General features: G+C 27.9%; 24 protein-coding genes. 15 read left to right on the forward strand and 9 right to left on the reverse strand.

The window, feature by feature from the left end:
• Positions 1 to 2 precede the first annotated feature (2 nt).
• Positions 3 to 791 (reverse strand): ABC transporter ATP-binding protein, encoded by a 789-nt coding sequence (locus CRV01_RS06900; protein ID WP_129007441.1) that lies wholly within the window; start codon positions 789 to 791, stop codon positions 3 to 5.
• A gap of 169 nt (positions 792 to 960) precedes the next feature.
• Between CRV01_RS06900 and CRV01_RS06905 the strand changes: the two genes are divergently transcribed.
• Positions 961 to 1,659 (forward strand): MOSC domain-containing protein, encoded by a 699-nt coding sequence (locus CRV01_RS06905; RefSeq protein WP_129007442.1) that lies wholly within the window; start codon positions 961 to 963, stop codon positions 1,657 to 1,659.
• Positions 1,660 to 1,694: 35 nt separating this feature from the next.
• Here CRV01_RS06905 and CRV01_RS06910 read toward each other — a convergent pair whose 3' ends face one another.
• A complete protein-coding gene (locus CRV01_RS06910; protein ID WP_129007443.1) occupies positions 1,695 to 2,114 on the reverse strand; it encodes a DoxX family protein in 420 nt (139 codons plus the stop codon).
• Between the two features lie 84 nt (positions 2,115 to 2,198).
• Positions 2,199 to 3,590, reverse strand: a complete 1,392-nt coding sequence (locus tag CRV01_RS06915) for a PLP-dependent aminotransferase family protein (protein WP_258238341.1) — start codon at positions 3,588 to 3,590, stop codon at positions 2,199 to 2,201.
• Between the two features lie 98 nt (positions 3,591 to 3,688).
• On the opposite strand from CRV01_RS06915, the gene CRV01_RS06920 reads away from it, so the two are divergent.
• Genes CRV01_RS06920 through CRV01_RS06930 form a run of 3 tightly spaced genes read left to right on the forward strand, consistent with a single transcriptional unit; the run spans position 3,689 to position 5,304 of the window.
• On the forward strand, positions 3,689 to 4,138 hold the full coding sequence (locus CRV01_RS06920) for a carboxymuconolactone decarboxylase family protein (protein ID WP_129007445.1): 450 nt from the start codon (positions 3,689 to 3,691) through the stop codon (positions 4,136 to 4,138).
• A 9-nt stretch (positions 4,139 to 4,147) separates the two neighbouring features.
• On the forward strand, positions 4,148 to 4,744 hold the full coding sequence (locus CRV01_RS06925) for a pyridoxamine 5'-phosphate oxidase family protein (protein ID WP_129007446.1): 597 nt from the start codon (positions 4,148 to 4,150) through the stop codon (positions 4,742 to 4,744).
• Complete coding sequence (locus tag CRV01_RS06930) at positions 4,741 to 5,304, forward strand: GNAT family N-acetyltransferase (protein ID WP_258238342.1); 564 nt, start codon at positions 4,741 to 4,743, stop codon at positions 5,302 to 5,304. The genes CRV01_RS06925 and CRV01_RS06930 overlap by 4 nt, the downstream gene beginning before the upstream one ends.
• A gap of 29 nt (positions 5,305 to 5,333) precedes the next feature.
• Here CRV01_RS06930 and CRV01_RS06935 read toward each other — a convergent pair whose 3' ends face one another.
• Positions 5,334 to 6,356: an aldo/keto reductase gene (locus CRV01_RS06935; protein ID WP_129007447.1), complete on the reverse strand. Its 1,023-nt coding sequence runs from the start codon at positions 6,354 to 6,356 to the stop codon at positions 5,334 to 5,336.
• Positions 6,357 to 6,451: 95 nt separating this feature from the next.
• Positions 6,452 to 7,345 carry an AraC family transcriptional regulator gene (locus CRV01_RS06940; protein WP_129007448.1) on the reverse strand — a complete coding sequence of 298 codons (894 nt, stop codon included), beginning with the start codon at positions 7,343 to 7,345 and terminating at the stop codon, positions 6,452 to 6,454.
• A 125-nt stretch (positions 7,346 to 7,470) separates the two neighbouring features.
• On the opposite strand from CRV01_RS06940, the gene CRV01_RS06945 reads away from it, so the two are divergent.
• Entirely contained in the window at positions 7,471 to 8,103 is a 633-nt protein-coding gene (locus CRV01_RS06945) for a hypothetical protein (RefSeq protein ID WP_129007449.1), read from the forward strand.
• Positions 8,104 to 8,146: 43 nt separating this feature from the next.
• On the opposite strand, the gene CRV01_RS06950 is transcribed toward CRV01_RS06945, so the two are convergent.
• The 3 genes from CRV01_RS06950 to CRV01_RS06960 form a co-directional block, all read right to left on the reverse strand.
• Positions 8,147 to 8,875, reverse strand: coding sequence for a DsbC family protein (locus tag CRV01_RS06950; RefSeq protein WP_129007450.1), 729 nt, complete (start codon positions 8,873 to 8,875; stop codon positions 8,147 to 8,149).
• A 93-nt stretch (positions 8,876 to 8,968) separates the two neighbouring features.
• Positions 8,969 to 9,868: an AEC family transporter gene (locus CRV01_RS06955; RefSeq protein ID WP_129007451.1), complete on the reverse strand. Its 900-nt coding sequence runs from the start codon at positions 9,866 to 9,868 to the stop codon at positions 8,969 to 8,971.
• Positions 9,869 to 10,246, reverse strand: coding sequence for a helix-turn-helix domain-containing protein (locus tag CRV01_RS06960; RefSeq protein WP_129007452.1), 378 nt, complete (start codon positions 10,244 to 10,246; stop codon positions 9,869 to 9,871).
• 128 nt (positions 10,247 to 10,374) lie between these two features.
• Between CRV01_RS06960 and CRV01_RS06965 the strand changes: the two genes are divergently transcribed.
• From CRV01_RS06965 to CRV01_RS07000, 8 genes are read left to right on the forward strand one after another with little or no spacing between them, the layout of a single operon-like run.
• The gene (locus CRV01_RS06965; protein ID WP_129007453.1) at positions 10,375 to 10,953 is read left to right on the forward strand and encodes an NAD(P)H-dependent oxidoreductase; all 579 of its coding nucleotides are present in this window, start codon (positions 10,375 to 10,377) and stop codon (positions 10,951 to 10,953) included.
• Between the two features lie 15 nt (positions 10,954 to 10,968).
• A complete protein-coding gene (locus CRV01_RS06970) occupies positions 10,969 to 11,718 on the forward strand; it encodes a nitroreductase family protein (RefSeq protein WP_129007454.1) in 750 nt (249 codons plus the stop codon).
• A 10-nt stretch (positions 11,719 to 11,728) separates the two neighbouring features.
• Entirely contained in the window at positions 11,729 to 12,742 is a 1,014-nt protein-coding gene (locus CRV01_RS06975; protein ID WP_129007455.1) for a zinc-binding dehydrogenase, read from the forward strand.
• Between the two features lie 28 nt (positions 12,743 to 12,770).
• Positions 12,771 to 13,067: a putative quinol monooxygenase gene (locus CRV01_RS06980; RefSeq protein ID WP_129007456.1), complete on the forward strand. Its 297-nt coding sequence runs from the start codon at positions 12,771 to 12,773 to the stop codon at positions 13,065 to 13,067.
• Position 13,068: 1 nt separating this feature from the next.
• The gene (locus CRV01_RS06985; RefSeq protein WP_129007457.1) at positions 13,069 to 13,371 is read left to right on the forward strand and encodes a putative quinol monooxygenase; all 303 of its coding nucleotides are present in this window, start codon (positions 13,069 to 13,071) and stop codon (positions 13,369 to 13,371) included.
• Between the two features lie 14 nt (positions 13,372 to 13,385).
• Entirely contained in the window at positions 13,386 to 14,309 is a 924-nt protein-coding gene (locus CRV01_RS06990) for a DMT family transporter (RefSeq protein WP_129007458.1), read from the forward strand.
• A gap of 37 nt (positions 14,310 to 14,346) precedes the next feature.
• A complete protein-coding gene (locus CRV01_RS06995; RefSeq protein WP_129007459.1) occupies positions 14,347 to 14,976 on the forward strand; it encodes an NAD(P)H-dependent oxidoreductase in 630 nt (209 codons plus the stop codon).
• 18 nt (positions 14,977 to 14,994) lie between these two features.
• A complete protein-coding gene (locus CRV01_RS07000) occupies positions 14,995 to 16,026 on the forward strand; it encodes an NADH:flavin oxidoreductase/NADH oxidase (RefSeq protein ID WP_129007460.1) in 1,032 nt (343 codons plus the stop codon).
• Positions 16,027 to 16,037: 11 nt separating this feature from the next.
• Here CRV01_RS07000 and CRV01_RS07005 read toward each other — a convergent pair whose 3' ends face one another.
• The gene (locus CRV01_RS07005) at positions 16,038 to 17,201 is read right to left on the reverse strand and encodes an MFS transporter (protein ID WP_375234261.1); all 1,164 of its coding nucleotides are present in this window, start codon (positions 17,199 to 17,201) and stop codon (positions 16,038 to 16,040) included.
• Between the two features lie 229 nt (positions 17,202 to 17,430).
• Between CRV01_RS07005 and dctP the strand changes: the two genes are divergently transcribed.
• Positions 17,431 to 18,444 carry a TRAP transporter substrate-binding protein DctP gene (gene dctP, locus CRV01_RS07010; protein ID WP_129007462.1) on the forward strand — a complete coding sequence of 338 codons (1,014 nt, stop codon included), beginning with the start codon at positions 17,431 to 17,433 and terminating at the stop codon, positions 18,442 to 18,444.
• 47 nt (positions 18,445 to 18,491) lie between these two features.
• Positions 18,492 to 19,085, forward strand: coding sequence for a TRAP transporter small permease (locus tag CRV01_RS07015; protein WP_129007463.1), 594 nt, complete (start codon positions 18,492 to 18,494; stop codon positions 19,083 to 19,085).

The following is a 19,085-nucleotide window of genomic DNA, read 5'->3' on the forward strand; positions in this document are numbered from 1 at the left end:
GATTATAAAATCTCTTCTATAAAGTATCTATTGTTTTTTTCATTAACATGAATTTCTATATCAAAGATAGAAGATAAGTTTTTGCTTGTAAGTAACTCTTCTTTTTTCCCTTGTTTGTAGATTGTATTGTTATGAATTAGTGCAATATTATCTATCTCTTCAAATATCTCTTCTAAATGGTGAGTTACTAAGATAATACTTGCTTCTTTTGATAGTTTTTTAAGCATTTTTATAAAGTTTATTTGTGCTTTTATATCTAAGCCAACTGTTGGCTCATCAAGAATAAATGCTTTTGGACTATGAATTAAAGCTCGTCCTACAATACACTTTCTAAGTTCACCTGTTGACATCTCATTTACTTTTTTATCTTTTAGATGTTCTATTTCAAGAAAACTCATAACTTCCTTTGCTTTATTTAATTGTTCTTGTGAAAAGTCTTGGAAAGTATAAACCCCTATAGAACTATAATGACCACTTAATACAACTTTATATCCTGTAAGAAAGCTTCCTTCTTTTGCAAAGTAGTTATGTAAATCATTTGTGATAATACCTAGACTTTTTCTTAGTTCAAAAACAGAATAAGTAGATTTACCTAAAATCTCTTTTTTGAACTTTGAAGTTCTTCTTGGATGAATTTCAGATTGTATTAATTTCATAAGTGTAGATTTTCCTGAACCATTTGCACCTAAAATAGCCCAGTGTTCTTTTTCTTTTATTTTTAAGGTAATATCTTTTAGTACAATCTTCTCATCATAACCTACATTAATATTTTCAAAATCTATAATATTCATGAAAAGAACCTTTTAGTTAGTATGCATAATAGCTTTAAATTATTGTTTAGCCAATGATTTTACAGCAATTGAAATCTCTTTTTCATTAAAGCAGTAAAACTTTAGATATAAAATATTGTTATTTAGAATTTTGATATAATACTTTTTAAGCTGACCAAAGGATTATTGAATGGAAAATAATGCAAAAGTACTTTTTATAAAAGTAGGGAAAGTAACTACAACAAAATTAGAAAATCAAAAAAGAAAAGAATTAGTATCTGGTATAAAAAAATATCCAGTAGAAAAAGCATATCTATCTAAAACAGGGTTTTTAGAAGATGAACAAGCAGATTTAAATCATCATGGTGGAGAGAATAAAGCTCTGTTTTTATTTTCAAATTTGACATATAAAAAGATAAATAAAGATTGTAATACTAATTATAAAATAGATGAGGTATCACATTTTGGAGAAAATATAGTTTTATCTAATATAAGTGAAGAAGATGTTTGTATAGGTGATATCTATAAAATTGGAGAAACAATAATACAAATAACTCAACCAAGACAACCTTGTTGGAAATTAAGTGCAAATACAAATAAAAAAGAGATGACAAAATTTATTTTCAATAGTGGTTTAACTGGGTGGTATGCAAAAGTTATAAAAGAGGGTGTAATTAGTAAGAATGATATGTTTGAACTTATAGAAAGAGTAGAAGATGATTTAACTATTAGTATTTTAAATAAGCTTATGCTAAATGTTGATATTGATATAAGTTTAGCAAAAAAAGCTATTGAATCTAAATATTTAGGAAAACCCTTTCAAGATTCTTTAAAAAAAAGAGTTCAATTAAAAGAAAAAGACAATCAATTTGAAGTTTATCATAGCTAAGTACCATTTTAAATAAAATGGTACTTTAATATAGATTATCTTTTATCTACGCTGATTTTTCCAGCACCTAAGAACATTAAAGCAATAGCTCCTAACATAAATAAAAGTGGAGTTTCGATTAAAAGACCACCTGTTTTTGAATTTATTACAAAAATATCTGAAAAATGAGCTAAATAAATTGCAAAAATCATTGTTGCTGCATATATAAAACTATTAATTCTTGTATATAGTCCAATGATTATTAGAATAGGAACTATTAATTCTCCAATATAAACGCCATAAGCTAAGAATTCAGGAAATCCGTTTTTAGTAACTAGAAATTTAATACCTTCAATTCCTTTTTCTAATTTACTTATTCCATGAAAAAGCATTAGAATACCAAGATTTAATCTTAGAATTAGTTTTCCCATATCATCACTTAAAACTCTAGCTAAAAAGTTTTCTAACGTCCTCATACTATTTTCTCCTAGAAAATTAAATATTTTATAAATTATTTGATAGAATTTATAATGTTGCAATTGTATCAAAAGCTTTAATAATCAAAGTTTATATAAATTACTTTTACTCTTTTGTTCTTGCCAAAGAGTATAAAATATCTCAAGTGCTTTTTTTAAATCATTCTCTTTAAAACCTCCAAATCCCATAGATAAAACTTCTTCTTTTGTATTTAAATTTCTTAAATACAATTTCATATACTTGTTTTGTGCTTCTTTTTTTAATATTTCTAAATCTATATTTATTATTGGTTTTATTAAAATATTTAGTCCACTTCCTTCTCTTAAAATCTCAATTTCATCTATCATTTTTGAATATAAAAAATTTTTCATAATATCATGTTTCTTTTTATTTTGAGTTCTTACTTTTCTTAAGTGTCTTTCCCAAAATCCTTCTTTTATAAATAAAGCAAGAGTTTTTTGTATATCAATAGGAATATTTGAAAAATGATAATCAAACTCTTTTTTGTACCTTTTTAATAATTTAGTAGGTAAAACTAAATAAGCAACTCTAATTGAAGGGGAAAATGATTTAGAAAAAGTTCCTGTATATATTACTTGTTCATTGTTATTTATACCTTGCATAGCTGGAATTGGTCTATTGTTGTAACTTAATTCACTATCATAATCATCTTCAATGATATAAGAGTTATTATCTTTTGCCCAATTTATTATTTCAATTCTATTTGCAATAGGAGTTGTCACTCCAAAAAAGTATTGATGGGATGGCGTTAGATATAGAAGTTTTGCATTGGATTTTTTTAATTGATTTAGATTTATACCATTTTGTTGTACTTCTATCTCTTCAATCTCAAAATTATGTTGTTCAAAAACTTTTTTGGCAACTCTATAACTTGGAGTTTCAAACGCAATTTTTTTAATTTCATCTTTTAATATTTTTGAAACGATAAACATAGAATCTGCAAAACCACTTGTAAGAACAATATTATCAACTGTACAGTTTACACTCCTTGAACTTTTAAGATATTTTGTAATTTGTTCTCTAAGTTCAATATCACCTTGATTGTTGTGATATATCCCAAGATTTAAAGAGCTTTTTAAAACTTTATTATAAAGTCTTAACCAAGTCTTTTTTGGAAAAGTATCAGCACTTAAACAAGCTGGAAAAAAGTCATATTTGACAATATTATCTGTTGTTTTATCTTCTACTTCAATTTCATTTTCTTTTTTAAAACTATCATAAAGATTTTCACTTACAAAATATCCACTTTGAGGAATACTCTCTATATAACCCTCTGCAAAAAGCTGATTATAAGCTGTTTGTACAGTATTTTTACTAATTTTATAATCTGTGGTCATTTTTCTAATAGAAGGCAGTTTTTCTCCAGCTTTTAGATTTGTTTGAATATCTTTTTTTATCTCTTCATAGAGTTGAAGATAGATTGGTTTTTTTAATTTTGAATCTATATTATACAAAACTGTCTCCATAAAAAAATTATAATTTGTATCTTGTAGTAAGTACAATTTATTGATATTATACGTAAAACAACTTAATAAAAAGCAAAGGATATAAAATGGATAAAAGAATAAATCTAGGAAAAGAAGCACCACATATGTATGATAAATTAATATCTTTAAAGCATGATATGCAAGCTTTGATAAAAGATGCAAATATAAATGAAGGATTTAGTCATCTATTATTACTTAGAGCTTCACAAATAAATGGTTGTGCTTTTTGTGTAAGACTGCATACAAAAGATTCTTTAGATGCAGGTGAAACTATAGAAAGAGTAAGTGTACTTCCAGCTTGGAGAGAAACCGAATATTTTAATGAAAAAGAAAGAGTAAGTTTAGAATTAGTTGAGGCAATTTGTTATATCAAAGATACACATATTCCAGATACTCTTTATGAAAAAGCAAAAGAAGTTTTAACAAAAAAGGAAATTTTGGCAGTTGAATGGTTAGCACTTGTAATAAATGCTTTAAATATATTAGCTATAAGTAGTAGGTTGGAAGTAAAATAGGAAACATAGATGAGAAAAAGTGAATTTGAAATAAAAAACAAAGAGATTATTGAAGAGATTTTAAATAGCAGTGAATATGCAACATTGGCACTTGCTTGCGATAATAAACCCTATAGTGTACCTGTAAATTTTGTCCATGATGGAAATGTTGTATATTTTCATGGAGCAAAAAAAGGTAAGAAAAAAGAGTTTATTGTCTCAAACTCTTATGCTGCTTTTAGTATTGCTTTGCCTTACTCTTTAATACAATCATATTTTAGTAGCAATGATGAGTTAGCTTGTCCTGCTACACAATTTTTTAGATCAGTTTGTGCAAGTGGACAAATTTTTATAGTTGAAGATTATGATGAAAAAGTAAGAGCATTATCTCTTTTGATGAAAAAGCTTCAACCAGAAGGAAAATATAAACCATTGAACCAAGAGGTTTATACTAAAATGATAAATGCAACAGAAGTTTTTAGGTTTAATATTGAAAATATAACAGGAAAACTAAAAGTAGGGCAGAACTTATCTCAAGATAGATATGAAATGGTTTTAGATTACCTTGAAAAAAGAGCTTATAATATAGATAAAGAAACAATTTTAAGTATGAAGGAAAATAGATGATAGAGTGTAGATTAGCAACCTTAGATGATATAGATGAGATTTTAAAACTTCATTCACGTTATCAAGTTGATACTATAAATGAAGAGGATAAAAAAGATGGATTTATAACAACAGCTTTTACCAAAGAACAGTTGACAGCTTTAATTGAAGATGAAAAAGGTTTATTTGTTGCTATCAAAGATAAAGAGATTGTTGCTTATGTTATGGCAGCATCTTGGGCATATTGGTCAGCATGGCCTATGTTTGTACATATGATAAAAGATTTACCAAATGTTAAATTTCAAGGTGTTACATTAAGTGTAGATAACTCATATCAATATGGACCAGTTTGTGTGGACAAAAGTGTAAGAGGGACAGAAGTATTAAAAAAAATATTTAATTTTGCAAGAGAACAGATGAATAAAAAATATCCTATATTAGTAACCTTTATAAACAAGATAAATACTAGGTCATTTGAAGCTCACACAAGAAAACTTGGACTTCAAGTAGTAAAAGAGTTTGAGTTTAATAATAATAGTTATTATAAATTATGTTATGATACTTCAAAAGCAGTAAACTAAAAAGCCCAAAATTTTGGACTTTTTAGTATTTATTTCCCATCTATATCTTTAAATCTTTCAACCATCCACTGTGGATACTCTTTATTTAAAGCACTAATTTCATCTAAGTTTTCAAGTTCTGTTTCACTTAAAATGATATTTGTTGATTCAACATTATCTTTAAGTTGTTCTACTTTTTTTGCACCAATGATTGTACTTGTAATTGCTTTTTGAGCCTCTACCCAAGCTAAAGCTATTTGAGCAACAGATACTTGGTGTACTTTAGCAATTTCTTTTAAAACATCAATAATCTCATAGCTTTTATCTTTATTTAGTGGTGGAAAATCAAAGTTTTCTCTTCTTGAATCTGTAGTTTTTTCTTCTTTTGTATATTTTCCACTTAAAAAACCACCACTTAAAGGACTCCAAGGCATAATTGATAGGTTTTCATCTAAAGCTAAAGGGATTAACTCTCTTTCAATATCTCTAGCAGAAAGAGAATAGTGGTATTGTAAAGCTACAAATTTATGCCAAGCATTTTTTGAAGCTATTGCATTGGCTTTCATCACCATCCAAGCTGGCCAGTTACAAACACCTAAGTATCTTACTTTGCCACTTTCAACTACATCATTTAGTGAACGCATTATCTCTTCTATATCTGTAGTGCTGTCTGTTCCATGAACATATAAAATATCCACATGATTCATTTGCAGTCTTTTTAAACTATCTTCTAAAGAGTTAAAAATATGGTATCGTGAAAGCCCAGAATGGTTGGGTTTTTCTTTCATCATACTTCTTACTTTTGTAGCAATAACCACTTCATCTCGTGGGATATTTAAGTCTTGTAATGCTTGTCCTAAAAGTTGTTCTGCTTCTCCATATGAGTAGATATTTGCAGTATCAATGAAGTTGATTCCACTTTCAAAAGCAGTTTTTACAATATTATTTACCTCTTCTTGATTTGCTTTTCCTATATGTTCCCAAAAGCCACCTCTGTTTCCACCAAAAGTCATTGTGCCTAAACAAAGCTCTGATACTAATAGTCCTGTATTACTTAAGTTGTTGTATTTCATGTTAATATCTCCTTAAAATAGATAAGAAAATATTAACTTATAAGTGAAAAAAAGTTTATACTATATTCAATCAAAAAATTGTAAAAATCAAATATTTACAAATCTCTGTATTTTTTAGGTGTAGTTTTTATTCTTTTTTTAAAAAAGTTTATAAAATGTGGTGGCTCTTCAAAGCCTAAACTAAAAGCAATATCAGAAATAGACCACGGGGTATGTTTAAGCAGTATTTTTGCCTCTTGTAAAACTCTGTTTGAGATAAGTTTAGAGGTTGTTTTTCCTGTAATCTCTTTTAAGACTTTATTTAAATGATTGGTATGTATATTTAAATTTTGAGCAAAATCGTTGGCACTTCGTAGTTCAAATCTTTGATAAGGTGATTCTATAGGAAACTGTCTTTCAAGTAGTTCAGTAAAAAGAGTTGCAATTTTTGTAGCACGATCTTCGTTTTTAAGATTGCTTGTAAGAGCTGGTTGCATCTTCATAGCATAATGAATCAGTTCAAAACAAAGGTTTCTTAAAACATCGTATTTATAAGCATACTCTGAATTTATCTCTTCAAACATTTTTTCAAATATCTCTTCCACATCTTTTAAAGAATTTTCATTTAGAATAAAGAGCTTATTTTGATTTGCTTGGAAAACAGGGTACTGTCTTAGGGAACCATACTTATGAAAAAAAGTCTCTGTAAAGATACAAAAACAACCACTTTGGTTCTCATCCAAAGGTTCCCAACTGTATGGAACTAAAGGATCAGAGAACATCAAAGCATATTTTTCACTTATAAAACTTTTATCGGCATAATCAACTTTGATTTTCCCTTTTAAAAGGGTGATTTTAAAAAAATCTCGTCTGTTAAAAGAGATAGGCTTTGTTTTTGAATTGCCTCTTTTGAAAATATTAAAATGACCAATATCATTTTTTAACTCTTTTGGAATATATTCTAATTTGTTTCTTTGATAAAATTCTTCTATGTTTTCTGTATTTTTCATAGACTAATCATACAAAAATCAAATATTTTTTGTCAATAGTTTAAAATTTATTTTTAGATTTAGGATATTTTATTATAATCACTTTTACTTAGATATTTATGTAGATATTAATTATGGAAAATAAAATGAATATAGAAAAATTAAAAGATTTAGAAGCAGAGTTTTTTGATGAATATCCAAAGGCTTTTGAAGATGAAAGGCTTTTAAAAATAATGAAAAAGTTTAACCCTTCAAAATTAGAAGAACTTTCAAAAGATTATTTTCATAAAGATAATTTTTCTCAACCTGATGTAGTCTGCGGAAATTTTATTAAGATAGTTTCAAAATCAGTAGTTGTCTCTTTTTATGACAAAATGAAATTAAAAGATGCAATAAAAGATATGGGATTATATGAAAAAGATATGTTTAGTATTGCTTTATATGATTTATTGCATGGAAATAAAAAAGAAGGATATGCTTCACTTGTAGAAATCCTTAGTCAATATAGCCTTGCAAAGTGGACTTTAATCTCTTTAGTTCCATATTATATGAATAGAAAAGAAGAGTACTTTATAAAACCTACAACAGCTAAAAATATAATAAGTTATTTAGAGCTAAAAGATTTAAAGTATAAACCAAAACCTAGTTTTGAGTTTTATAAAGGCTTTAAAAAAGCATTGGATGAGATTAAAGAAAATGTACCTAAAAATTTATCAGAAGAGAATATTTGTTTAACTGCTTTTTTGAGGCTTGCAATTGATATTTGTGAAGTTGAGTAAAAAATATTAAACTACAGAAGAAAATCTTCTATAGTTTAATTTCTTATTCTACAGTAACTCCATAATTTTGTAGCATTTGTGCCCAGATTATTTTATTACCATTTTTATCAAATAAAGATGGTGTTCCGCTGATTCCAAGTTTTCTTGCAATACTCATTTGTTCATCTAATTTTTCTTCAAGTTTAGCTAACTCTTTAGAGTCGATTTTTCTATTTTTAAATGCTTCTGTATCTTTTGTAGTATTAATCATTGCATCTTTTTTATCTTTATAAGAGTCTTGACTCATAATATAAAGTGAAATATCCCTTGCATTTTTATGGAAAGATAAAGGGAAAAAGAATACTCTAATTTTAACTTTATCTTCTATTTGAGAGAAATATGATTCAAATTTTTTGCAATAAGGACATTCAGGGTCTGTAAAAAGTACATATTCATCATTTCCTGTTCCATAAGTAAAGGCTTCTTTTCCAAGTGTTGGTGAGATATCAACTGGTAATTGTAATTGTTGCCCATTTTGAGTGTTGATAGCATCTCCTGGAAGTAAATATTTTTTGTCTTTAGTTAAGAAGATTGTGTCCATTCTTCCTTTTACTTTTACATTTAAACCATAAAGGCTTCCAAAATCAGTACCATCTTTCACTTCAACTTGTGCCATATTAATTAATGGTAAAGCTTGAATCTCTTGTAACTCTTTTTGTGATAGTTTATCTGCTGCACTTAAGCCTGTAGTTAGAGAAAGTGCTAATAAGATATTTCTAGCTGTTTTTATCATTTAATTTCCTATATAAAAAATTTTAATGATAATACAATATTAATGTTTAGTTTACATGTAGTTTTGACTTTTATAAATAAATTTTACTTATAGTTACAAAATAATTAAAGATAAGAAATAAGTTGTTATAAATGAAAAAATAATTCCATATCCTACAATAGCAGTGCTAAGTCTTGGAGCTAAATTTGCCATACAAGCCACGGCTCCTGCTGTAATCATTGGTGCCATACCAGCTTCAAAAATAGAAGTTTTTCCTGCAAGATTATACCAATCAAAAACTATACATATTCCAAAAGCAATTAATGGTGCAATAACTAATTTAATGATAAGACCAATACTAAGTGGAAGTAAATCATCTTTTGGAAGTTTAAATTGTAGTTGTAACCCAACTGCTACAAGAGCAACTGGAACTAAAGTATTTGCAAACTTTGTTAAAACATCAGTAATAATTGGAGGAAAAGTTTGTCCTAAAAGAAGTAAGGCTATAACTAAAGCTATAAAAGAAGGAAAAGTTAATATTTTTTGTATGATAACTCTAGGTTTTATATTGCCTGTTGTACTGTAATAAGCAGTAATAAAAGTACCATAAGCAGCAAGGGCTAAAAAAGTACCTAGTTGGTCATAGATTAAAACATAAGGAAGGGCTTGTTCTCCTAAATATAATTCAATGATAGGAATACCCATAATAGAACTATTTGTTAAAATAGATACAAGAAGTAAACTTCCAGTTATCTCTTTTGACCATGAGAATATTTTAGAAAAAATTAAAACAATAATAGCAGAAATTGCCATTACAAGCCAAGCAATGATTGTTGGAATAAGAACGTCAAATGAGAATGTTAGCTTTGGAACTTGCAATAAAATAATAGCAGGCAATGAAATATAGATTATATATTTATTTAAAATTATTGAAGTTTCTTCAGGAAAGATTTTAAATTTTTGAAGACCATAACCTACTATAATTGCAATAGCAATTAGTGCAAAATTTTCCATCTATTTTTTTCTATTTGATTCTGTATGACACATATTATCTTTTGTGATTTTTCCGTATTCATTTACGTACTCTACACCCCAATCAAACATTTCATGTAATACTGGTTTTAATCTTTTACCTGCATCAGTTAAAGAGTAAACAACCTTAGGTGGAACTTCTGGAAACACTTCTCTATTTATAATGTTTTTTTCTTCTAGCTCTTTTAATTTAACAGTTAAAGTTTTTTGTGTTATTTCTGAAATTTCTTCATGCAAGTCTTTAAATCTTTTGTCATTTTCTAATAAATGCCAAATTATAGATAATTTCCATCTGTCATTAAAAATATCGAGTGTTACGTTAATTGAGCATCTAAACTCTTTATTATTAATATAATACATTTAAATCCTTTCAATATTGAGATTATTATAACATAAGGATTATTAAACTCCATTACTTACCTAAAGTAAAGTAAGGTAAGATTAAGTTAACAAGCTATATAATTTTCAAAAATAAACAAGGATTTTTTATGAAAAATGTTTTGATATTAAATGGGCACCAATATTATGATGTTGTTGCAAAGGGTGAATTAACGAATAATTATATAAATACAGCTACTTCATTTTTAGAAGATAAAGGTTTTAATGTAAAAACTACTCATATTGAAAAAGGATATGACATTAAAGAAGAATCAGAAAAATTAGTTTGGGCTGATTATGTGATTTTTCAATACCCAGTTTATTGGATGAGTATGCCTTGGATTGCAAAAAAATATTTTGATGAAGTTTTAACTCAAGGAGTTCATTACTCAGGAGATGGAAGAAGTAGAGAAGATTCATCTAAAACTTATGGAAGTGGTGGATTATTAAAAGGTAAGTATATGTTGTCTTTAACATATAATTGTCCAGAATCTGAGTTTGATAATGAAAAAGGTTTCTTTGATGGACTATCATTAGATGATTCACATGTTGCTGTACATAAAATTTTCCAATTTTGTGGAATGACACCAATGCAAAGTTATGCTGTACATGATATTTTTAAAGGTGATTTAGATTTAGAGAAAGAACTAGCAAGATTTGAAAAAGTTTTAATTAACAATTTTTTATAGAAGATTGGAGTAATTATGAATGAGATTATAAAACAACTTAGTTCAAGAAAATCTATAAGACAATTTACAGGTGAAAGTGTAAAAGATGAAGATTTAGAACTTATTATAAAAACAGCACAAAGATGTCCAACTTCTATAAATGGACAACAAATATCTTTAGTATATACAAGAGATAAAGAAAAAATAAAACAAATAGCAGAGTTTTGTTCTGGACAACAACAAGTTGCAATTGCTGATGTATTTATTTTTATATGTGTTGACTTTAATAGAACTATTTTTGCAGTAGAACAAACAGGAGCAGAACATCAAATTGATAAATCAGCTGAGGGTGTACTTGTAGGTGCTGTTGATGCTGGAATTATGCTAAATGCTATACAAATAAGTGCAGAATCTCTTGGTTATGGAACAACTGCAATTGGTGCTGTAAGAAACCAGCCAGCTGCAATAATTGAGTTATTAAGACTTCCACCAAAAACATTTCCAATCGTAGGAACTACTATTGGAGTACCTACAAAAGAAGCTAAAGATGCTCCTTTAAAACCTAGAATTCCAATTGAGAGCTTTGCTTTTGAAGAAAAGTACGATGATAAAAAAGTAAAAGATGGTGTTTTATTATATGAAAAACAGATGAAAAAATTTAGAGAAGATAATAATATGAACTATTTACAATCATATTGTGAACAAACTGCAAGTTATTATAAAAATATCTATTTTCGAAAAATTGAAGAAAACTATACAAAACAAGGCTTTGTATTTAAAGACTAAAAGGAATTTTATGGAATATTTTAATGCAGTTAAAATTAATAGTTTTGGTACTAGCGAAGTTTTGGAACAGACAACTCTTAAGTTAAATGAGCCTAACTCTGATGAAGTAATTATTAAAATTAGTCATTGTGGAATAGCTTTTTTAGATATTCTTATGAGAAAAGGCTCTTATCCAAATCTTCCTTCTTTACCTTTTATTCTTGGTAAAGATGTAGTTGGACACATTCATAAAGTCGGAAAAGACGTAAAAGATTTGAAAGTAGGACAAAGAGTATTGTCACATCTAAACTTAGGTGGTTATGCACAATTCGCTATTACAGATGCTAAAAACATAATAAAAGTTTCAGAAAATTTAGATGCAAATAAATTAGTTGCCTTACCTTTAAATTATGTGACAGCATATCAGTTACTTCATCGTATAGCTAAAGTAAAAAAGGGTTCTACTATTTTAGTTCATGGTGGAGCTGGTGGAGTAGGTACTGCTTTACTTGAACTTGCGAGATTAAGTGATATAAAAGCTTATGCTACAGTTTCTTCAAAAGAAAAAATTGAAAGTGTTAAAAAAAGAGGAGCTATTCCAATAAATTATAAAAGTACAGATTTTGTCTCTTTTTTAAAAGAAGAAGCTCCAAAAGGTATAGATGCTGTATTTGACCCTATAGCTGAAGAATATTGGAAAAAGTCTTCAAAGGTACTAAAAAAAGGTGGTATTTTAGTAGCTTACGGTTTTTCAAGTTTAGTTTCAAATGATAATGTTATCTCACCTGAAGAATTGTCAAATGTAATTGGAAAATTAGTTGAGCTAGAAAAGTCAGAAATTAAACCTACTTGGTATAGCATAACAAAATTAAAAATGGAAGAACCTGAAATATATTTTGAAGATTTACTTAAAGTTGTTAAATTATTTGAAGAAGGAATAATTGATCCTGAAGTAGATTCCATATTTTCTTTAAAAGATGTAAAAAAAGCCCATGATCTTATAGAAAAAGGCTCTGTTATTGGGAAAGTAGTATTAAAAATATAAAAAACTTAGAGTTAAAAAAGGAAATATAATGAAAGAAGTTGTAATTGTAGCAACAATTAAAGTAAAAGATGGATTTAAAGATGAAGTTTATAGTGAACTTTTAAAATTACACGAAGCAACTCATAAACATGATGAGGGTTGTCTTCAATATGATTTACATAAAAATTTAGATGATGAAAATAGTTTTACTTTTATTGAAACTTGGGAAAATACAAAACTTTTAGATAAACATATGGAGAAAGAACATTTTTTACAATTTGTTAAATTTGTAGATGGTAAATTAGAAAATATGGATATAAAAAGATTAGAAAAAGAAGAATATTAATATGATTATTGCAATTGTAAAAGCAAAAATAAAAAATAATAAACATGCAGAATTAAGAGAAATAGCAAATATTTTACAGTATGAATATGCCACAAAAGAAGAGGGTTGTGAACAGTATGAATCATTTATTGATGGTGATACTTTTATTACTATTGAAAGATGGAGTTCTCAGGAATTACTTGATTTACACCTTGAATCTGAACATGTAAAAAAGTATGTACCAAAATTAAGAGAATGTGTAGTTGATGAAACATTTGATGTTCAATTTATAAAAAGTGATGATATCTCTTTTTTAAAAATATAAAAGTATAAATATTCATGAAAAAAGAAGAAAATAAAACCAAATATTTTGTTGGTATGTTAATAGCCATGTTACTTTGGGGAGTTGCATGGACTTCTGGAAAAGCAGCAGTTGAACACTCAAATATACAAGTGGCTTCATTTTGGAGATATACTATTTCTTTTATAGGAATGATACCAGTTATAATTTATATGAAAAAAACTTTAAAAACTGACTTTTTAGGATATTTTTATATGATTTTAGCTGGATTATTAAGTGCAGCTTTTAGTTACTTGTTTTTTGCAGGACTTGCCCATGGAGAAGCTGGATATGGTGGAACTATGGTTACCTCATTAGTCCCTTTACTTACATATTTTTTATCTATTTTACTTTTTGGTACAAAAGTATCAGCAAAACAAGTACTTGCTTTAGGTATTGGTGTATTTGGAGCTATTATTTTACTTCGTATACCAATGGAGGGATTAGACTTTCTAAATCTTGATAGTATATATTTCTTAATTTGTGCTATTGTTTGGTCTTTTGTTACAGTTCTAACGCAAAAGGCTTCAAAAAGAGTTGACCCTATGTTTTATACTTTAGTGATTTTTGGTGTAACTTCTTTTACAAATATGATTATTGCCTTACCATATCATCCTTTTGAAATAGGATTATATGACTCAGTATTTTGGTTAAATATTTTATTTGTAGGGTTATTCTCTGGAACTTTTGCTATGGCAATATTTTTTGCAAGTGCAAGTAGAATTGGTGCACACAATACAGGTGTGTTTATGTTTATAGTTCCAGTTGGTGCAATAATCTCAAGTTATTTTGCATATAATGAGAAAATAGTATCTTCTACTGTAATAGGTTGTTTATTAGCACTAATAGCTGTTATACTATTTAACAAAAAAAGTAAACTAGAAAAACTAAAATTAAAAGAAGCAAAGCTTGGAATTGACTAAGCTTTTTGATATATAAAATTAAATTAAAAGGATAATTATGGAAAAAACATTTATGGAAGCTATGGATTTTAGACATGCTTGTAAAATTTTTGATGATACAAAAAAGATTACTGATGAGGATTTAACATATATTTTAGAAGCTGGTAGAAAATCTTGTTCTTCTTTTGGGATGGAACCTTGGAAATTTTTAGTTATTACAAATGATGATTTAAGAGAAAAGTTAAAAGAAGTATGTTGGAATCAGCCTCAAATAACTACTTGTTCTCATCTTGTAATTATTCTTGCAGCAATTGAAAATGTAAAACCAGAATCTGGTGTGCCTAAAAGAAAATTTGGAAGAAGAGAGATGCCTCAAGAAAAATTAGATTTTTATTTAAATCTTTATGCTACTCATTTAAAAGAAACACTTTCTACTGACGAAAATATCTATGCTTGGACTTCAAAACAAACATATATAGCAGCTTCAAATATGATGACAGCAGCAGCTGTAAGAGGAATTGATTCTTGTCCTATTGAAGGTTTTGAAAAAGAGAATGTTGAAAAGATTTTAGAATTAGATATAACAAAATATCAATTATCATTAGTTTTACCATTTGGATATAGAATTAATGAACAATCATCTCAACAAAGAGAAAAATTAGAAGATATCGTAGAATATATCAAATAGCCATCAGAAGGTACAATAATGAGTTTACTTTTAAGTCCTAGTAGTATTGGAAATTGTCAATTAAAAAATAAAGTAGTTATGCCTCCAATGTGCATGTATAAAAGTGATAATAGTGGAAAAATTATGCCTTTTCACTCTTTTCATTATGCTTCACGGGCAATGGGAAATGTTGGTTTAATTATTGTTGAAGCAACAGCAGTTGAAGCAAGGGGAAGAATTTCTAATAATGACTTAGGACTTTGGGAAGATTCTCAAATTGCTGGACATAAACAACTTGTAGATCAAGCCCATGAGTTTGGTTCAAAAATAGCTATTCAACTTGCCCATGCAGGAAGAAAGAGTTTAGTTAAAGAGACAACTCCTATAGCTCCTTCTTCAATAGCTTTTGATACAAGTGGTGGATTTAAAACTCCCCAGTCTTTAGATTTAGAACATATAGCTTTAGTTAAACAGTTATTTTTAGACTCTGCAAAAAGAGCAAAAGAAGCTGGTTATGATATTTTAGAACTTCATGCAGCCCATGGATATTTACTTTGTGAATTTTTATCTCCTTTAACAAACAAAAGAGAAGATATCTATGGTGGAAGTTTAGAAAATAGATGTAGGTTAACTTTAGAGATTGCAAAACTTTTAAAAGAGCAAATAGATTTACCTTTAATAGTTAGAATTTCAGCGAGTGAATGGAAAACAGATGGCTGGAATATTGAAGATTCTCTTTATTTATCAAAAGAGCTTAAAAAAATAGGAGTTGATTCTATTCATGTTTCAGCAGGAGGAAATCAAAAAGATCCAGATTTGATGCCAGAACTTTCTGCTTTATATCAATGTGATTATGCAAAAAAGATAAAAGAAAGTATATCTATTCCTGTGATTGCAGTTGGATTAATAACAACTTCAAAACAAGGAGAAGCTATTTTACAAGATAAAGTTTGTGATTTCGTAGCTTATGGAAGAGAACTTTTAAGAAATGCAAATCTAGTATTTCAATTTGCAAAAGAGCTTAATCAAAAAGAGTTAATAGATAACTCTTATCTTAGAGCATATTTATAAAAAGCTAGGTTTTAAACTAGCTTTTTATATAAAATCCCAAGTAATATTACTACAAATAAACCAAGCCCTACTGCTAAAAAGAAGTTATGAATTCCTAAATTTCTTACTACTGGATAAAACACTATTGGTGAAGCAAATTGTCCTAAAAAAACTGAACTTGTTAGATATCCAGAGGCTTTAACTCTTTTTTCAAATGTTGTTTTACTTAACATCCAAGCAGAGATATTTGTCATCATAAGACCTCCACCAAAACCAAGTAAAATACCAGTTAGAAAGAAGAAATATACATTATTGACAAATGAAATAGCAGTTAATCCTATTGCGCATATAGTTAGTGCAATTAAATAAATAGTAGAAAAACTATATTTCTTTTTAAATTTTGAAAAATACATTGCTCCAATTCCATTAGAAAGAAATGCAAGACCTATAATAGAACCAGTTAATTTTCCACTTGCATGGAATTCATTTATTATTAAAAATGGAAGTTGAGTAGGTAAAATAAAGAAAATTGTCATATATAAAAAACCTAAAAAATATATTCCAATAAGATTTGTTGGAACCACAGTTATTTCTTCTTGTTTTAAATCTTCTTGATGTTTTTCAACTAAAAAGTATATAACCATTGGAAGAAGTAAAAATCCAATCAAATATATTCCAAAAGGGAATCTCCAGTTTATATCAGATAAAAATCCTCCACCAACAACAAATACAACACCTCCTATAGACATAAAAGCACTTTGATAGCCCATAAATTTGTGTCTTGCTTCTCCTTGAAAATAGTCGCCAACTAAAGAAGTAGATACAATCATAAGTATTGCAATTGCTATTCCAAAAAGTGACCTTGAGAATAAGAACATTTCTACATTTTCTAAGTATAATCCAGCACTTCCAGTTAATGCAAAAATAATTAAAGCTGAAATAGCTGATTTCTTTTTTCCAATCTTAAAAATCAGATGACCTAAAAACGGTGAGAATAGGGCAATAATAACTGAAGGTAATGTAAGCATTAACCTTGAATAAAACTCAATGTTTTTTATATCACTAAAATAGTCTTGAAATCTAGGAAGTGCTGTTACAATAGCAACATTTGACATCATAGTTGTCATAGATAAAAATAATAATGTAAGAATAGCTGTTTTTTTAATTATATAACCTTTTATGAATTTTAAGAGAATGTAATTTTAGCATAAAATTTTTTATATGTAATATTTATTTAAAAGATTCCTTAAATAAGGGTTCTTTAAGTATCTTAAAATCATAAAATGTGAAATAAATGTATTAAAAGTTTCCTTAAATTTAAAAACTATAAATATGAAATATTACAAAAAATAACCAGTTTAATTGTGTAACATAAGTTAAAATTTGTCATACTAGGAGTGTAATTTTAACGCAAAAGGGGATAAAATGAAATTAACAAAATTTAAAGGACTGGTTTTAGCAGGTATGCTTGCCGCTACAAGTTTAAGTGCAGCTACGTGGAAATATGCTTTTGGTGAAGGTACAAGTGATCCTCAAGGAATATATGCAACTGCGTTTAAAGATTTTATTGAAGATAACTCAAGACATAAGATTGAACTTTATGAAGTTGGTTCTTTAGGTGAAGAATCAGATATGATGGAGCAAGCAAAAGCTGGTTTATTACAGTTTATTGGTCAATCAACAGGATATATGGGTGGAACAATTCCACAAATGGATGTTTTCACAGTACCATATGTTCTTCCAACAGATACAAAAGAGCTTGATTATTTTTTCAAAAACTCTAAAGTAGTTAATGAAATGCTACCAAAAATCTTTAATAAACATGGATTAGAACTTTTAGCGATTTTCCCAGAAGGTGAAATGGCAGTTACAACTATGGAAGAGTTCAGAAGCCCTGATGATTTAAAGGGTAAAAAAATGAGAGTAATGCCAGGTTCTCCTATTTTAGTAGAAACTTATGAAGCATTTGGTGCTTCTCCTCAACCAATGACATGGGGTGATTTAGTTGGTGCTCTTAAAACTGGAATGGTTGATGGACAAGAAAATCCAACAGTTTGGATTGAAGCATATGGATTAGATGAATTAACTAAAGTACTTACTTATACAGGACATGGACACTTTAATGCATCAGTTAGTGCAAATAAGAACTTCTTTGATGGATTAGGTAAAAGAGATAAAAGGTTAGTTGAAGAAGCAGCTAAGTATGCTCAAAAAGTAATTCTTGAAGAGGCTCAAAAACTTGATGCAATAGGTATTGGAAGAATAGTAAAAACAAATCCTGATTATAAAATCAATATGTTAACAAAAGAAGAGAGAGCTGCATTTAAAAAAGCAGCACAAAAAGTACAAGACTCGTTTGCTTCAAAGAGTGCTTCTAATAAAAAAATCATGGATCAAATCAAAAGAGATTTAGCTGAAGCTGAAAAAAATACAAAGTAATATACAAAACATCTAGCAAAAGCTAGATGTTTTACAAAGGGGAAAATATGTTCGAAAAGAAAAGAGAAGACTCAGCTGAAAACTCGAAAAATAAAAACATATTTCTTAGGGCTGTAGATTTTTTAGATTTAATGCTTAGCCGCTTTGAAGAATTTATGTTAGCTATTGGTGTTGTCGCAATGGCAGCGGTAACAATTCTGTCAGTTATTACTAGATTCATCTTTAATGATGCTTTGACTGTTACTGATGAGTTAAATATGATATTTATAGTTATAGTTACTTTTGCAGGACTTAGTTATGCAGCAAGAAATGCAAGACATATTAGAATGTCAGCTATTTATGATGCAATGTCTAAACCAGTTAGAAAAGTGCTTATAATATTTATTTCATCAGTTACAGCTTTTTTTATGTTTGTATTAACATACTATTCATATAGTTATATTGTAGAAGTATATGAAAGTGGAAGAATTCTTCCAGCATTAGGAATTCCTGTATTTTATATTTATTTGTGGGTTCCAATTGGTTTTGCCATAACAGGTTTACAATATAGTTTTACAGTAATCAAGAATCTTCGAAAAAGTGATGTTTTCCTTTCTACAAAGGTAAAAGATGGCTATAAAGAAACAAATATTGAAGTATAG

The sequence above is a fragment of the Arcobacter sp. CECT 8983 genome (genome assembly GCF_004118855.1).
GTDB lineage: Bacteria > Campylobacterota > Campylobacteria > Campylobacterales > Arcobacteraceae > Halarcobacter.

Excerpts from the sequence above, each read along its gene's own strand:
- dctP (WP_129007462.1), top strand. The coding sequence starts at position 17,431 with ATGAAATTAACAAAATTTAAAGGACTGGTTTTAGCAGGTATGCTTGCC.
- CRV01_RS06900 (WP_129007441.1), bottom strand. The coding sequence starts at position 791 with ATGAATATTATAGATTTTGAAAATATTAATGTAGGTTATGATGAGAAG.
- CRV01_RS06935 (WP_129007447.1), bottom strand. The coding sequence starts at position 6,356 with ATGAAATACAACAACTTAAGTAATACAGGACTATTAGTATCAGAGCTT.
- CRV01_RS06945 (WP_129007449.1), top strand. The coding sequence starts at position 7,471 with ATGAATATAGAAAAATTAAAAGATTTAGAAGCAGAGTTTTTTGATGAA.
- CRV01_RS06955 (WP_129007451.1), bottom strand. The coding sequence starts at position 9,868 with ATGGAAAATTTTGCACTAATTGCTATTGCAATTATAGTAGGTTATGGT.
- CRV01_RS06905 (WP_129007442.1), top strand. The coding sequence starts at position 961 with ATGGAAAATAATGCAAAAGTACTTTTTATAAAAGTAGGGAAAGTAACT.
- CRV01_RS06950 (WP_129007450.1), bottom strand. The coding sequence starts at position 8,875 with ATGATAAAAACAGCTAGAAATATCTTATTAGCACTTTCTCTAACTACA.
- CRV01_RS06960 (WP_129007452.1), bottom strand. The coding sequence starts at position 10,246 with ATGTATTATATTAATAATAAAGAGTTTAGATGCTCAATTAACGTAACA.
- CRV01_RS07015 (WP_129007463.1), top strand. The coding sequence starts at position 18,492 with ATGTTCGAAAAGAAAAGAGAAGACTCAGCTGAAAACTCGAAAAATAAA.
- CRV01_RS06975 (WP_129007455.1), top strand. The coding sequence starts at position 11,729 with ATGGAATATTTTAATGCAGTTAAAATTAATAGTTTTGGTACTAGCGAA.
- CRV01_RS06930 (WP_258238342.1), top strand. The coding sequence starts at position 4,741 with ATGATAGAGTGTAGATTAGCAACCTTAGATGATATAGATGAGATTTTA.
- CRV01_RS07000 (WP_129007460.1), top strand. The coding sequence starts at position 14,995 with ATGAGTTTACTTTTAAGTCCTAGTAGTATTGGAAATTGTCAATTAAAA.
- CRV01_RS06980 (WP_129007456.1), top strand. The coding sequence starts at position 12,771 with ATGAAAGAAGTTGTAATTGTAGCAACAATTAAAGTAAAAGATGGATTT.
- CRV01_RS06940 (WP_129007448.1), bottom strand. The coding sequence starts at position 7,345 with ATGAAAAATACAGAAAACATAGAAGAATTTTATCAAAGAAACAAATTA.
- CRV01_RS06965 (WP_129007453.1), top strand. The coding sequence starts at position 10,375 with ATGAAAAATGTTTTGATATTAAATGGGCACCAATATTATGATGTTGTT.
- CRV01_RS06920 (WP_129007445.1), top strand. The coding sequence starts at position 3,689 with ATGGATAAAAGAATAAATCTAGGAAAAGAAGCACCACATATGTATGAT.
- CRV01_RS06985 (WP_129007457.1), top strand. The coding sequence starts at position 13,069 with ATGATTATTGCAATTGTAAAAGCAAAAATAAAAAATAATAAACATGCA.
- CRV01_RS06925 (WP_129007446.1), top strand. The coding sequence starts at position 4,148 with ATGAGAAAAAGTGAATTTGAAATAAAAAACAAAGAGATTATTGAAGAG.
- CRV01_RS06970 (WP_129007454.1), top strand. The coding sequence starts at position 10,969 with ATGAATGAGATTATAAAACAACTTAGTTCAAGAAAATCTATAAGACAA.
- CRV01_RS06990 (WP_129007458.1), top strand. The coding sequence starts at position 13,386 with ATGAAAAAAGAAGAAAATAAAACCAAATATTTTGTTGGTATGTTAATA.
- CRV01_RS06910 (WP_129007443.1), bottom strand. The coding sequence starts at position 2,114 with ATGAGGACGTTAGAAAACTTTTTAGCTAGAGTTTTAAGTGATGATATG.
- CRV01_RS06995 (WP_129007459.1), top strand. The coding sequence starts at position 14,347 with ATGGAAAAAACATTTATGGAAGCTATGGATTTTAGACATGCTTGTAAA.